13 protein-coding genes are annotated in these 13,851 nt (G+C 58.2%); 8 read left to right on the forward strand and 5 right to left on the reverse strand.

The features are described 5' to 3' along the window. Positions 1-40: 40 nt before the first annotated feature. Positions 41-1,054 carry a chorismate-binding protein gene (locus HJW02_RS02545; RefSeq protein ID WP_102722027.1) on the forward strand — a complete coding sequence of 338 codons (1,014 nt, stop codon included), beginning with the start codon at positions 41-43 and terminating at the stop codon, positions 1,052-1,054. A gap of 39 nt (positions 1,055-1,093) precedes the next feature. On the opposite strand, the gene HJW02_RS02550 is transcribed toward HJW02_RS02545, so the two are convergent. Next, complete coding sequence (locus tag HJW02_RS02550; RefSeq protein ID WP_208050595.1) at positions 1,094-3,388, reverse strand: TIM-barrel domain-containing protein; 2,295 nt, start codon at positions 3,386-3,388, stop codon at positions 1,094-1,096. A 325-nt stretch (positions 3,389-3,713) separates the two neighbouring features. On the opposite strand from HJW02_RS02550, the gene HJW02_RS02555 reads away from it, so the two are divergent. The 4 genes from HJW02_RS02555 (at position 3,714) to HJW02_RS02570 (ending at position 7,662) form a co-directional block, all read left to right on the forward strand. Further along, positions 3,714-5,012: a glycosyltransferase gene (locus tag HJW02_RS02555; RefSeq protein WP_022398345.1), complete on the forward strand. Its 1,299-nt coding sequence runs from the start codon at positions 3,714-3,716 to the stop codon at positions 5,010-5,012. A 48-nt stretch (positions 5,013-5,060) separates the two neighbouring features. Beyond that, positions 5,061-6,242: a glycoside hydrolase family 57 protein gene (locus tag HJW02_RS02560; RefSeq protein ID WP_022398346.1), complete on the forward strand. Its 1,182-nt coding sequence runs from the start codon at positions 5,061-5,063 to the stop codon at positions 6,240-6,242. Positions 6,243-6,574: 332 nt separating this feature from the next. Continuing rightward, on the forward strand, positions 6,575-6,904 hold the full coding sequence (locus HJW02_RS02565; RefSeq protein ID WP_102722025.1) for an autorepressor SdpR family transcription factor: 330 nt from the start codon (positions 6,575-6,577) through the stop codon (positions 6,902-6,904). Between the two features lie 92 nt (positions 6,905-6,996). After that, a complete protein-coding gene (locus HJW02_RS02570) occupies positions 6,997-7,662 on the forward strand; it encodes an SdpI family protein (RefSeq protein ID WP_180971017.1) in 666 nt (221 codons plus the stop codon). A 464-nt stretch (positions 7,663-8,126) separates the two neighbouring features. On the opposite strand, the gene def is transcribed toward HJW02_RS02570, so the two are convergent. The 4 genes from def to HJW02_RS02590 are packed head-to-tail and all read right to left on the reverse strand — an operon-like array spanning position 8,127 to position 11,033. Then, positions 8,127-8,675, reverse strand: a complete 549-nt coding sequence (gene def / locus HJW02_RS02575; RefSeq protein WP_102722023.1) for a peptide deformylase — start codon at positions 8,673-8,675, stop codon at positions 8,127-8,129. Positions 8,676-8,709: 34 nt separating this feature from the next. Continuing rightward, a complete protein-coding gene (locus HJW02_RS02580; protein ID WP_102722022.1) occupies positions 8,710-9,138 on the reverse strand; it encodes a biopolymer transporter ExbD in 429 nt (142 codons plus the stop codon). A gap of 7 nt (positions 9,139-9,145) precedes the next feature. Next, the gene (locus HJW02_RS02585; protein ID WP_022398351.1) at positions 9,146-9,772 is read right to left on the reverse strand and encodes a MotA/TolQ/ExbB proton channel family protein; all 627 of its coding nucleotides are present in this window, start codon (positions 9,770-9,772) and stop codon (positions 9,146-9,148) included. A gap of 43 nt (positions 9,773-9,815) precedes the next feature. Next, entirely contained in the window at positions 9,816-11,033 is a 1,218-nt protein-coding gene (locus HJW02_RS02590) for a hypothetical protein (RefSeq protein ID WP_102722021.1), read from the reverse strand. Between the two features lie 191 nt (positions 11,034-11,224). Between HJW02_RS02590 and HJW02_RS02595 the strand changes: the two genes are divergently transcribed. The 3 genes from HJW02_RS02595 (at position 11,225) to HJW02_RS02605 (ending at position 13,828) form a co-directional block, all read left to right on the forward strand. Then, entirely contained in the window at positions 11,225-11,725 is a 501-nt protein-coding gene (locus HJW02_RS02595; RefSeq protein ID WP_102722020.1) for a single-stranded DNA-binding protein, read from the forward strand. A gap of 237 nt (positions 11,726-11,962) precedes the next feature. Then, positions 11,963-13,219 carry a phosphoribosylamine--glycine ligase gene (gene purD / locus HJW02_RS02600; protein WP_022398354.1) on the forward strand — a complete coding sequence of 419 codons (1,257 nt, stop codon included), beginning with the start codon at positions 11,963-11,965 and terminating at the stop codon, positions 13,217-13,219. Between the two features lie 30 nt (positions 13,220-13,249). Continuing rightward, positions 13,250-13,828, forward strand: a complete 579-nt coding sequence (locus HJW02_RS02605; RefSeq protein WP_102722019.1) for a DUF1287 domain-containing protein — start codon at positions 13,250-13,252, stop codon at positions 13,826-13,828. Positions 13,829-13,851: the final 23 nt, after the last annotated feature.

Below are 13,851 nucleotides of genomic sequence, written 5' to 3' on the forward strand. Positions count from 1 at the left end.
GCTGGAATTCCCTGCCACAGCATTTTAACATGGCCCCCGCATGGACATAAGCACGCTGACTTCCGGAGCCCTGATCAGACACCCTTCCCGCGGCCTTCTTCTCGGGACCGGCCCCTTCCGGGAATCGGCCGCCCCCCCGGATTCCGGCCCCGCCTTCTATGTCAACACGTTCCGCCTGGATGACCCGCAGCCGTGGAAAATACCGTCCGCCCTGCATCCCATTCCGGAACCGGAAAGCCCCACGCCGCCCGCTCCGGAAATCCTGTGGACGGAACCGTCCCCGGACGCGTATGCCCAGGTATTCGCGGAAATGATTGAACAAATCGCCTCCGGACATCTGGTGAAAAGCGTTCCGGCAACGCCCCAGTTTGGAGAGATGCAGCCTCCCCACGTTCCCCGTGAACTCATCCTGCGGGCCGTCAACGGTTCCCCGCTTCATTACCCCTATGCCTGGTGGACGGAGCAGGAAGGCTTCTGCGGAGCCACCCCGGAAACCCTGTTCCACCAGCAGGGACAACGCCTGACGACCATGGCCCTGGCCGGAACGGCGCGGCCGGAAGACGAGGGCGTCTTCATCAATGACGACAAGGAAATCCGCGAACATGAAATCGTGGCCGGCAGCATCCTTTCCCGCCTGTCCCCCTACGGCAGCGTCACCAGAACGGCCCGCAGCGTGCTGAACCTGGATACCCTGATCCACTTTGCCACCTACCTCACCCTGGAAGCGGACGAACTGCTGCCGCCGGACCACTGGATACGGCTGCTCCACCCCACTCCGGCCCTGGGATCCCAGCCCCGGACGGAGAAGACGCTCGCCCAGTTGGACGACTGGCGTTCGCGCCTCCGCTGTCCGTCCCATTTCGGCGCTCCGTTCGGATTTCTGGAAGACGGAGACTTCTTCTGCCTGGTGGGCATCCGGTCCATGTACTGGCAGGGGCGGCGGCTCGCGCTCTGCACCGGGGGCGGGGTGGTGGCCTCCTCCACCCTGACGCATGAATGGCGGGAGCTGAAATTAAAGCAGGATACGGTCAGGCGCAGTTTCCTGCTTCCCTGACATTCCCGCCTGTTATTCCTCCGTGCCGGGGAAAAAGCCTTATTCCTCCGTCCAGCAGGCGGAAAGCGTCTCAAACTTGCCCTCTACCGGGATTCTCCATACCCGGCCATCCCTCGCCACGCCGCGGCAGGGAACGCCGTCCATGTGCGCGCTGAGGGCAATCCCGGCAGGCAGGCCGTGCAGAACAACCTCCGCGGACTCATGGAACGCGCAGGGGTCCCCTTCGCACTTCCACGCCAGTTCCAGGGAATGGGAACCGGTGCCGCGGTAAAGGAACTCATGAACGGCGCATTCCCCGTTCCGGTACGCATAGCCGTCCCCCGCATCCTCATACAGGTGGGAGGCCACTTCCTCATCCGGCGCCCACCAGACGTCCAGCGTCAGCGGGGGCCGCGGCAGTTCGCCTGCGTGCTGCTGCACCGGCCAATGGGGAATGACCGCCCCGCCGCGCACGTACACGGGCAGGAAGGAAAGCGGGCATTTCACCCAGACGTCCTTTCCGGTATCCTCCATCAGGCTGTCCGTGTGGTAGGAATACCAGACGCCTTCCGGGATGTAGAGGAAGCGGCCGCCTTCCTGCGGCTCATGGATGGGAATGACGTACAGATGGTCGCCGAAGAAATATTCCGCCCCCCGCCAGTAGGTGTCCCTGTTCCTGAAGCATTGAAGGGCCAGGGAGCGCAGCACGGGCATCCCCGTCTCCGCGTAACGGCGGAACTGCGTGTAAATGTAGGGAAGCAGGCGGTAGCGGCCCTCAATGGCGGCTTTCACATATGCGGTGGCCTCCTGTCCGAACACCCAGGGCTCCTGGCCTCCGAATTCCCCGGAGGAATGATTGCGGAAAAGCCCGTGGAACGCGGCCATCTGCATCCAGCGGCAAAACAGCTCCGGCGTGGGATGCCCCATGAAGCCCCCTGCATCCGCCCCCGCGAAGGAGATGCCCGAGGCGGCAAGCCGCTGGCACTGGAAATTGGCCAGCTTCAAATGCTCCCAGCTGGACCGGTTGTCCCCCGTCCAGGTGGCGGCAAAGCGCTGCAATCCGGCAAAACCGGACCGGGACAGCAGGAAGGGGCGCCTGTCCGGAGCGTGGCGCTTCATGCCCAGCCAGGAGGCTTCCGCCATGCACTGCCCGTAAATGTTATGGGCCTTTTCATGGGAACAGGGCATGCCGTCGTACTCATGCCGCGTATCCATCGGGAACGTGCGGTCCGGAAAGACGACAGGCTCGTTCATGTCGTTCCAGAGGCCGCGCACGCCCACCTCTTCCAGATCATGCCTGAACAGGTCCGCCCACCAGCTGCGGACGGCCGGGGCCGTGAAATCCGGAAAATTGCAGAGTCCCGGCCAGACTTCCTCCGATAAAAGATTGCCCTCCGACCGCCGGCAGAAATAATTCCGTTCCAAACCCTCCGCCCAAACAGGATTGGCGGGGTTGATCTTCACGCCGGGATTCACGATCAGGACCGTCTTCACGCCGTCCTCCTCCAGAGAGCGGACCATCCCCGCCGCATCGGGGAAATTGTGCCTGTCCCACGTAAACCCCTCCTTCTGCTCCATGTAATGGTGGTCCAGATGGACGGCGTCGCACGGGATGCCCAGGTCCCGGAACCGCTCCACCAGGTTATACACGGCCTTGTCCGGATAATAGCTCCATTTGGACTGGTGGTAGCCCAGCGCCCACAGCGGCGGCAGTTCGGGCGTGCCGGTAAGGCGCGTGTAGGCGGCTACGATGTCCAGAGGGCTGCGGTCGTAAATGAAATAATAATTCATCAGGCCGCCGAACGACCCGAAAGCCAGCACCTTTTCATCCGAGGCGCCGAAGTCGAAGTACGAGCGGCACGTATTGTCAAACAGCAGGCCGTACGCCTTCCCTTCCCGCAGGCTGAGGAAAAACGGAACGCTCTTGTAGAGAGGATCCGATTCCTCGTGAAAATCATAATGGTCCGCCCCCCACATGGAGAAATACTTGCCCCTCAGGTTCAGGGCGCAGGGCTTGTCCCCCAGCCCGAAAAAATGCTCCGTGTCCTGAAGCCTTTTCCGTATCCACACGCGGGCGTCCCCCGTCCAGTCCTTGGACTCCCGGCCAAAGCCGCCTTCATCCGCCAGCAGGGGTTCGTCCGTGACAATATCGTAAAAATCCACCTTTTGCTCCTCCGTACGGATGCGAATCCGCAGCAGGGACGTTTCAATGACATGCACTCCGGCTTCGTCATACTCCCGGACCTCCGCGCCGGGGGCGGAATACCCGGGGCTGACGGCATAGCTGGGCTCATCTTCCGGCACCGGTCCGGTGAAATACGTCACGCGGACAATTCCATCGTCCGCAAGGCACACGCTGAGAGTTATTTTAGAAACCGCATTGGTGTATTCCCATTTGACGAGACGCCCCCGGAGAGGGGGCGTTTTTCGTCTTTCAGGGATGTTGGGAGAGGTGCACATTGAAGCCAAACAGAAGAGAGAATCAAAAGCGTTCGATTCAGATTAAATTAATTTCATGACGAACGCAAGATTGAACTAAACCACCATTTTTCTTTTCATTATTAGGACAAAATTACTCATATTACTCTAGACCGAACATGAAAAATCTGGTTTTATTGCGTTGGTGCACAACACGGCATGAGGCCGCATCCTTCCCGACACCGACAACCCACATCAACCAATGAGCACAATCCGAGTTCTTACATTAGGATGGGAATTCCCACCCCTGGTTAACGGGGGGCTGGGCATTGCCTGCCTGGGCCTTTCCAAGGCGCTGGCAAAAAAAGTGGATTTAAGAGTGATCGTCCCCAAGGCCGATCCTTCCGTTCTTTTTGACGGGTTCCAGCTCACTGGTCTCAACAACGTCTCCTATCGGGAAGTGGAGCAAGTGGACCGGAAGTATTCCTATGACAGCTTCGCCCTGGTGGAGCACGCCCCCATTGAACTGGACCCCTACACCACCGTGGAGGGGGAATCCGGCGTGGTGCAGTTCACCAAGGAAGGCCGCATCACCTTCTCCAAGACGCATGAAGCGGACCTCCAGCTATTCAAAAACAAGGAGGACCTCTATGCCGGGGACCTGGCCCTGAAAGTCATCCAGTTCTCCAAAATCGCGGTAAAAGTCGCCATGCAGCAGGACTTCGACATTATCCACGCCCATGACTGGATGACTTACCTGGCCGGCGTGGAGGTGAAAAAAGCCACGGGCAAGCCCCTGGTGGTGCACCTGCACGCCTCCCAGTTTGACCGCGCCGGAGCGGACGCCCGCGGATGGATTTACGATATTGAAAAATTCGGCATGGAACAGGCGGACGCCGTCATTCCGGTCAGCAAATACACGGGCACCATCGCCAGCGGGCACTACGCCATAGACCCCCATAAAATCTTCCCCATCCACAACGGGGCGGACCCCGTCAAGGTTTTCAAGGGAAAGAAAAAATTTCCGGAAAAGCTCGTGCTCTTCCTGGGACGCCTGACGGCCCAGAAAGGTCCGGGCTTCTTCCTGCAAATTGCCGCCAAGGTTCTGGAGCAGACGGACGACGTGCGCTTCGTCATGGCCGGTACCGGGGAAAAACTCCGCCAGTTGATTGAATCCGGAGCCTTCAAGGGCGTGGGCGACAAATTCCACTTCACCGGCTTCCTGAACAAGGACAAGGTGAATGACCTCCTCTCCATCACGGACATCTACTGCATGCCCTCCGTATCGGAGCCCTTCGGCCTGTCGGCTCTGGAAGCCGCCCAATTCAACATCCCTGCCGTAATCTCCAAGCAGTCCGGCGTGGCGGAAGTCATGAAGGGAGCCCTGAAAGCGGACTTCTGGGACGTCAACAAGATGGCGGAACACATCGTCCATCTCTGCACGGATGAGGAACTGTACCGGAAAGTGGTGGAACAAAGCACGGAGGACATCAAGGCCTCCACCTGGGACGCCGCCGCAGACAAGGTCATCCGGGTTTACGAACATGTGCTGAACCGCTAAGAACCGCCTTTTCACCCCACACGATAACTCCCAGCCCTTTCCCCGTACATGAGCAACATTTCCCTCACTTTCGTGGCACACCAGCCCAACCGGCTGATTCATTACGACTTCTTCAAAATTGGAGAACACGCCTTCTATGAAGATGACGATCTGAATGCCCGCGTGCTCAGCACGGTGGCGGAACGCTGCTACTTCCCGGCCACCCGGCTGATGAAGCAGCTCATCGAACTCACAGGGGGCAAATTCCGCTTCGGGCTGGCCCTCAGCGGCGTCATTCTGGAACAGGCCCTGTACCACAGGCCGGACCTGATTGCCGCCTTCAAGGAACTGGCTGAAACCGGCTGCGTGGACTTTCTGGTGATGCCGTACTACAACTCCCTCGCCTCCGTCTATTCACCGCAGGAATTTGCAGAGCAGATTGAAGAGCACCGGGAACTCCTTAAAAAACTCTTCCGCCAGGAATCAGACGTGCTGATGAACACCGGCATGCTGTACTCCAACGCCATTGCGGCGCAGGCGGAAACGCTCGGCTTCAAGGGCATCATGGCGGACGGCAATCCGGCGATGCTCAAGGGATTCACCAGCAATGAAGTATTCCTGGCCCCGTGGGTCTATAACACCACCACCATATTCCGCAACCGGGAACTTTCCAATGACCTGGCGATCATGAGAACCGATCCGGAATGGCCGGAATACCCGCTTTCCCCCACCACCTTCGCGGACTGGCTGACGCACCAGCAGGGCAGCGTCACCACCCTGTCCATGGACTATGAGACGCTTGGCGAACGCCAGTCTGACGCTACGGGCGTCTTTGAATTCTGGCGCACCATGATCCTTGCCTGCGTGGATGCCGGCAACCGGTTCATGACCCCGTCTGAAGTGGTGCGTGAAATCAAGCCCGTCTCCGTCTGCGAATGCACTCAGGAAATGACCTGCTCCACCTTCGGAACCATGTCCCATTGGAACGGCAACGTCATGCAGGACGAAGCCATCCGCAAAATCTACCGCCTGGAAAAACCGGTCAAGGCCGCCAATGACAAGGACCTCACCCACGTCTGGCGCAAGCTCCAGAGCGCGGACCACTTCCATTACATGCAGAAGGAAAACTCCTTCACCCCGTATGCCTCTGCCTTTGACGCGTACATCTACTACATGAACGCCCTGGCGGACCTGCAAATCCGCGTCAAAAGGGAATCACAGAACGCTCCGGTCCCTGCGGCAGCCTCCTGAAGCTCCCCTTGGAACGCAGCGAGCATTTGCAGCATTCGACCTGAAACTGGAAGCGTCAGCGAACGCTCCTCCCCACCGTACGTTCTCCATCCGCACAAATGATTCAGTTTGCTGCAAAGGCTTGCGGCGCGGGAAAGCTTTAGACTAAATCCTTGGAATCCGTATCCGGATAGCGGACGGCGGTCCGGTTTCAGGAATGATCCCATCAGAGCGGCTATCACGACACGCAGGAACGTGATAAACAAGTGTTCCCGTTCGGTCCTTCTCTTCATTTTTGTTGACCTCGCCGGGAATCCATATTAGAAATATTTAACATTAAAGTTAAATATAAAATGAATAATCCCTCTTCCCTGCAATCTACGCTTAGAGCCCTGGCTGACCCCACACGCCGTGAAATTCTGGAAATACTGAAAAACGGCGCCATGCCGGCCGGAGAAATCGCGGAACATTTCAGTATTACCGGAGCCGCTATCTCCCGCCACCTGTCTGTTTTAAAAGAAGCCGATCTCGTCCGCGACCACAGGGAAGGCAAATTCATCTTTTACGATATCAACCTGAGCGTTCTTCAAGAAATACTGGTCTGGATAGGCAATTTCAAGGCGGCCCGCGAAACATCCCCCGGAAAATGGAACAAAATCATCGGAACCCAGCCCAATCATTAAACGCCATGCAGCCAACCCCGCTCTCTGCTCAATCTTCCCCATCCTGGTGGATCGGGCCAATTTTCAACGAACTTGTCATAGCCCTGTTTCCCGTGCTGACTTACTATGCAGCCGTATCGTCACGGCTGCCCGCCCGCGTCGCCGTACATTTCAATGAATACGGCATGCCCACCCGTTTTGAGGACAAGAACGGCATGGACGCCCTTCTGGGATTCATTGGCCTGGGAATCCTCGGCTTCCTCATCGGGAAGATTCTCCGTCTGATCATCCTTTTGCCCATTCACTTCAGCAGGAATGAAAACAACAGGCGGATTGGCGCGAAGATGGCCACGTACGCGGAATTCTTCCTGGTCGTCCTGTTTTCCTATCTTTGCCTGACCATTCAAAAGACAAGCCTGGCAAATACGGTCAGCCTGGAAGACACGGCCAAAGTCATCTTCATAAGCCTGAACACATTTCTTCTGCTCCTGGCCAACGTTTGCCCCAAGATAACTCCCAACAAATGGTTCGGAATACGCACCCCTTACGCCTTCAGTAGTAATGAAGCATGGGCAAGTGTTCAGCGACTGGGCGGCAGGTTTCTATTCTGCGGAAGCCTGTTCAACATCCTTGTGACGCTTCTCCTTCCCGGCTCCTTTCCTGCAATCTTCATTTTTAACATGGTCTCCCTTCTGCTCCAGGCATTGGTCATACTTCTTTGGAAGCCCCACAGGAACAGGACTGAACTTTCATCTTCGTCTGACAGCGACGCTTGTTGATGACCGGCCTTAATCATTAGTAGAAGAAAGAGCCAAGAAAGGATGGACGACTGGTTCGCAATGCCTCTGCGCCCCCATCTCTGCCCATGTACCTCAACGGCCAAACGAAAGACCTGGCATGATCGGGAAGCTGGAAGGAGGAAGACACTCCTCCCTTCTCTGCACCGCAGAAAACCAAACAGCGGGACCACGAGGAATCATCACTCTATTTGAAGAAAAAGGGATCAAGATTTTCTGCGCGCCCCAATGGACTCCTTGAGCAGATGCGGAGTAAAATAAAGTTCATGGAGAGGGATTCAGGCACGTGCAGAAAGAAACTCAGTCCAGAAATTTCACAGCCCATTATGCCTCACGATGCAACAGACCGGCTAACCCCGCGCTTTATCGCGGCAGCTCAAGAGTGATTTCCCCTGCCGCCGGGACTTTTCGCCAAACAGGCGGCCCGAACCCGATCCGGGAAACCGTCAATACCCGGTAGCCAGGCGCTTCAATTTATTGCGCAGGGTGATCTTCTGGGCGGAAGAAACGCGCTCCACAAACAGGATGCCGTTCAAATGGTCGCATTCATGCTGCAAGCATCGCGCCAGCAATCCGTTGCAGTCAATCGTCACTTCTCTTCCATCTATCAGGAGCACCGTAGCTTTGACAAAATCCGGCCTCACGACGGAAGCGCGTATCTTGAGCACGCTCAAGCAGCCTTCATGGAAGGGATGCATGGGCCCGTAAGGCTCCAGGACGGGATTGGCAAACATCAGGGGCATGATGTCTGAAAGCTCCTTGTCCTCCCCGTTCACCTTCAGCCAGGTGACGGACTCTTCCTCCTCCGGAATATCAATCACCACCAGTTGAATGGGAATGCTCACCTGCGGAGCCGCCAGGCCGATGCCTTCTGCGGCGTACATGGTTTCCAGCATGTTTTCCGCCAGAGCTTTCAAGCCGTCGTCAAAATGTTCTACGGGGCGGCATTTTTCCTTCAATACCGGATTTCCATACTGTGCGATTTCCAATAACATCGGGAGGGAGGGGAGTATATATGTGTTAAGGCGCTTACTGTGCGCCGGATTTGTTGATTTCTATTCTGGCAGGAACATCCCCCGCGTCAATACCCACAGACGTCAGCGCGTCCCAAATGCCGACAATGACGCCAAACTCCGCCTTTTTATCTACGTCAAGCTGCAATTTGACGTCCGGCTTCTCCCTTTTCAGGGACTCCAGGGCGGCGGCCAGCTCATTCATCTCCACCAGGTTCCCGTTCAGGGAAATGGAGGATTTCCCCGTCACGGCCAGGACGGCCCGTTGCTCCGTGGAAGGAGCCCCTTCCATGAACTCCGCGCCCGGCACGTCTATTTTCAGCAGGGACTGCGGCTTTTTCCACTGGGTGTGAACGATGAAAAAGATGAGCAGAATGGTCAATATGTCAATCATGGGGACGATGGGAACCCCCATGGTTCTTGCTTTCTTGCGGTAAAATTGCATGGCCTGTTCAGCGTTGGGAATGATGGCAGCGGAAGGAAATCAGCTCCGTCAGCAGGACTTCCATGGAAGCGGAAATGCGCTCCAGCTTGCGGGAATAATAAACGTGGGCGATTACGGCGGGAGTGGCGATGGCCAGACCGGCAATCGTGGTGTTCAGCGCCTGGGCAATCCCCTGCGCGATCATGCCGTGGCTCTCATCCATCCCGAAAACGCTGAAAATCTGCACCAGGCCGCTGGCAGTCCCCAGAATACCGAACATGGGGGCGATCATCACAATCATGTCCAGCAGGGGAAGCCCCGCCTGGAGCGTCACGAACTCCTCGCGGGCCTTCACCTGGATCATCTCCTTCAGGGCGGCTTCATCCTCCAGAGGAGAATTCAGGGCGTCCAGCACCAGGCGCCCCTCCACGGAACCCGAATCCGCGGCCATCCTTTCCAGTTCGCTGCGCTCCAAGGCCCCGCGGGTATACTGCTCCACGGCCCGGGTCAGCCTGGCGGGACAGATGGTGCTCCTCTTCATATTGAACATGCGGTAAATGATGGCCGCAATGAGAAGAACGGAACAGGCCGCCAGCGGATACATGAAAACGCCGCCTGCCTGGAAGAATGTGATGCAGTCCTTGATAAAGTTCATGGTGAAGTATCAGTGAATGATGTTGTTGTAGGATGGTAGGTTGTTAAAAATTGAAGTCGAAGTACATTTCCAGCGAATCCCCGACGAGCGCGTTCCTCACCTCCGGCGGCATCGCGGGCAGCCGGGCGAGTTTAATGGCGAGGAAGGTGAAGGACTTCTGGACCTCGCTGGCTCCCACGCGGGAAGTCTGCCTCATGGAAGAAACCTTGCCGTTCTTGTTAATCAGGATGCGGATGCGCACGGTTCCGGTGACGATCAGGTCGCGGTTCAAGTCACACTGCCGGTACCACTGCTCCCCGATGGCCCGGTAAACGATCGCCTGGTACGTCCCCATGGGGGTGGCTTCCACATCCAGTGTCGGGCGGCGGCCAAAGCTGAATTTGCCCGTCTGCTTGGTTTTCTGCTCATGCGTCTTGAAGCCGGGCTGGCTCTCCGCGTTAAACATGGGGTCGTATAAAGGCTGCTTCTGCGCCGGCCTCGTATTGGGAGGCAGGTTCAGGTTGGGAAGATTGAGGGGAGGATTGTCCGCCCCCTTCGCAATGCTCTTGGCCAGTTCCTGGAGGGCGTCCGGCTTCTCCGGTTCACCGGGCCGGGGCAATGTCACCGCATGCGGAAGCTGCATGGCCCTTTCCTGCGCGGGGCGGCGGTTCTGCCGGGCCAGTCCTTCCTCGCTTGCCTTGCCCGGAACGCCCTCCCTGTTGGGAGAATGGTCTACGGAATCCGGATGGCCCGCGGGAGGCATGGACGGCTCCAGGGGCTGGTAGGGAACGTTGGCGGCCGCTCCGGGAGCGGCATTCTTGTTGCCGTCCCGTTCATGGCTCAGGTCGCCATCCTGCCTATTCTGGTCAAAAAGGACAATCTCCCCATTCTCGCGCTCCACGCCGTCCTGGGCAGGCATGTCCCTGCTGCTGTCCGGGTCCTTTCGGCCGCCTTCCGCACGCGTGTTCCTGTTGCTCTGGAATTTGGGGGCCTCCGGCCTGGTGGCGCTTTCCTGCTCCTCATTAGTCTTCACGATGGCAGGCAGATGCTCCTTCGGCGCCTGCCTCCGGCCCTCCGGGTGAGGCTCCACCTTCTTCACCATGCGCGCGCTCACCACCACCTGCCGCCGCGCCGCTTCCGCCGGGCGCGGGGAAGCCAGCCATTCCTCCGGAACCAGGTAGCTTCCCGCCAGCAGGAACAGGTGCGCCAGCACGGACAGCAAAAGGCACATGCTCCAGGAAACCCGGAACAGTCCGTTTCGCCGCCGTTGCTTGAAACTCATGGAGGTGAAGTTTTCACGGTTCCATGACGAATGCAATGTAGAAAGGAGACATGATGAAGAACGATTCCGCAATTTAGTATTGCACAAAATCACGTGCAGGGCCATAGTTGCTAGCGACCAGCCACACGCCTCCCAAACGGCAAGGCACCTTTCTTATACGTTATCACACACCTCGTTAACACCCACCCCATATGGCCAATCTCAACAAAGTCTTCTTAATGGGCAACCTGACCGCCGATCCCGAGCTGCGCTACACCCCCAAAGGCACCGCCGTCACGGACATCCGCCTCGCCATCAACCGCTACTATGCGGGCGACAACAGCGAACGCCAGGAGGAAACCACCTTTGTGGACGTCACCCTCTGGAACCGCCAGGCGGAAGTAGCCGGCAACTACCTCAGCAAGGGCCGCGGAGTCTTTGTGGAAGGACGCCTGCAACTGGACTCCTGGGAAGACAAGGCCTCCGGACAGAAGCGCACCAAGCTGCGCGTGATCGGTGAAAACATCCAGCTTTTCCCCCGCGGCGGTGAAGGCGACATGGGCGGCGCTCCGCGCCAGCAGCCCCAGGGAGCTCCCCGCTCCAACAACTACGGGCAGTCCCGTCCGGCCCAGAACTACAATCCGCCCCCCATGCCTCCCTCCAACCAGCCGTCCAGCGACTTTGGAGACATGGATGACGAAATCCCGTTCTAAAGCCAGGACAAACAACTTCTTTTCACAGGCCGCCTTTCCTCCGTGTCAGGCGGTCTTTTTCATGGCCGGGATTCCCGCGGAAGCAAAACACCGCCCAGGGGCACGCAGACGTTCCACAGCCGTCCCCTGAATCATGAAAGCCCCTTGGAGCAGCACGGAAAAAACCGTATGCCGGGAGTGCCTTCCCCGTTCATTTCAGCTTGGCAAAATCAGTCCGTCCCGGCATACTTGCCGCGTATGAAAATAGCCGTTATTGGAAAAGGTGGGCGTGAACACGCACTGGTCAAGGCGCTCAAGGAATCTCCCTCCGCACCGGAAATGTACTGTTTCCCGGGGAGTGACGCCATCAACCGTCTGGCAGCCCCCATTCCCGCCAGGGATCTGCCTACGCTGATCGACTGGATGGTTTCCAATAAAGTGGACCTCTGCGTAGCCGGGGAGGAAAGCTATCTGGTGAAGGATGAAGGCCTGGCGAACGCCTGTGCCCGCGTGGGCATTCCCTGCTGGGGGCCGGTGAAGGAAAGCGCCCAGCTGGAAGCCAGCAAGGAATTTGCCAAGGAATTCCTGCTCCGCCACCACATCCCCACCGGGCAGGCCCGTGTGGCCGCCACCCTGGAGGAAGCCCGGCAATTCATCGGCGGCGTTTACCCCACCGTGCTCAAATTTGACGGCCTGGCCGCCGGCAAGGGCGTGGCCGTCTGCATGAGCAAGGAAGAAGCGGACGCTTTCCTGAAAGAAGTATTTACGGACAGGCGCTTCGGTGAAGGGCGCCTGCTGGTGGAAGAATTCCTGACCGGGCCGGAAGTCTCCATCTTCGGAGCCCTGGTGGACGACCACTACCTCATCCTGTGCCCGGCGCGGGACTACAAACGCCTCAAGGAAGGCGACGCGGGCCCCAACACGGGCGGCATGGGCGCGGTGGCCTCCCGCCAGCTTGTGGAGCCGGACATGCTGGAACGCATTGAAAAGGAAATCGTGGCCCCGACGGTAGCCGGACTGAAAAAGGACGGACTGCCCTACCGCGGCTTCCTGTACTTCGGCCTGATGCTGACTCCGAACGGCCCCAAGGTGATTGAATACAACTGCCGCTTCGGGGATCCGGAATGCCAGGCCGTCATGCCCCTGCTCTCCGGGGATCTGGCCTCCTTCTGCCTGCACGGGGCCAAGGGAGAATTCACTCCGGAAGAAATCTCCTTCCAAAACGGCTGGAGCGTCTGCTGCGTGCTGGCCTCCAAGGGATATCCGGAAACCTCCCGCTCCGGCGACGCCATCCAGGGGCTGGACGACGTTGCGAATGCCTCCGTTTACCACGCCGGCACCAAATGGAATGCGGACAAAAACTGTTATGAAACCAACGGCGGCCGCGTGCTGGCCGTCGTGGCGCAGGGGGAATCCCTTTCCGAAGCGCGCCAGCGTGCCCACAACGAAACCAAAAAGGTCAAATTTGACGGCATGCAGCGCCGTCCGGACATCGGCTTTGCCAGCTTCGTCTGATTTTTACCATTTTCCCAGCCCAACTACCCCATGAAACCCGCCGTCCTTCTCACCTTCCTCTTCCTTTCCTGTTCCGCGTGCCTGATGGCGGACAACGCCGCACTGGCCGCCAAGGCGCGCGAACAGATAGGAGTAACGGTCTCCTACAACGGAGGCTATCAAACCATCCCCTACCCCAACGGGGATGTCCCCAAGGAAACGGGAGTATGTACGGACGTGGTCATCCGAGCCATGAGGGCTTTCGGACTGGACCTCCAGAAAGCCGTGCATGAAGACATGAAGGCCCACTTCTCCAAATATCCGAAACTATGGGGCCTGAAAACCACGGACCGCAGCATTGACCACCGCAGGGTTCCCAATCTCCGCGCCTTCTTTGCCCGGAAAGGATGGTCCGTTCCCATTACGGAAACCGCGGCGGACTACAAGCCCGGCGACCTGGTTACGTGGAACCTGTCCGACAGTGTTCCCCACATCGGCATCGTTTCCGACCGGAAGACGAAGGAAGGAACGCCACTGATTATTCACAACGTCGGCTGCGGTGCGCAGGAGGAAGACTTCCTCTTCTCCCATACCATCACGGGCCATTACCGCCCTGTGCTGAAGCGGTAACCCTTCAAATCGGCTTCTTTCCT

The organism is Akkermansia sp. GGCC_0220 (assembly GCF_017566105.1).
Taxonomy (GTDB): Bacteria; Verrucomicrobiota; Verrucomicrobiia; order Verrucomicrobiales; family Akkermansiaceae; genus Akkermansia; species Akkermansia massiliensis.

Coding starts and splice junctions, on each gene's coding strand:
- HJW02_RS02545 (WP_102722027.1), top strand. CDS start 41: ATGGACATAAGCACGCTGACTTCCGGAGCCCTGATCAGACACCCTTCC.
- HJW02_RS02605 (WP_102722019.1), top strand. CDS start 13,250: ATGAAACCCGCCGTCCTTCTCACCTTCCTCTTCCTTTCCTGTTCCGCG.
- HJW02_RS02580 (WP_102722022.1), bottom strand. CDS start 9,138: ATGCAATTTTACCGCAAGAAAGCAAGAACCATGGGGGTTCCCATCGTC.
- HJW02_RS02585 (WP_022398351.1), bottom strand. CDS start 9,772: ATGAACTTTATCAAGGACTGCATCACATTCTTCCAGGCAGGCGGCGTT.
- HJW02_RS02590 (WP_102722021.1), bottom strand. CDS start 11,033: ATGAGTTTCAAGCAACGGCGGCGAAACGGACTGTTCCGGGTTTCCTGG.
- HJW02_RS02565 (WP_102722025.1), top strand. CDS start 6,575: ATGAATAATCCCTCTTCCCTGCAATCTACGCTTAGAGCCCTGGCTGAC.
- def (WP_102722023.1), bottom strand. CDS start 8,675: ATGTTATTGGAAATCGCACAGTATGGAAATCCGGTATTGAAGGAAAAA.
- HJW02_RS02555 (WP_022398345.1), top strand. CDS start 3,714: ATGAGCACAATCCGAGTTCTTACATTAGGATGGGAATTCCCACCCCTG.
- HJW02_RS02595 (WP_102722020.1), top strand. CDS start 11,225: ATGGCCAATCTCAACAAAGTCTTCTTAATGGGCAACCTGACCGCCGAT.
- purD (WP_022398354.1), top strand. CDS start 11,963: ATGAAAATAGCCGTTATTGGAAAAGGTGGGCGTGAACACGCACTGGTC.
- HJW02_RS02560 (WP_022398346.1), top strand. CDS start 5,061: ATGAGCAACATTTCCCTCACTTTCGTGGCACACCAGCCCAACCGGCTG.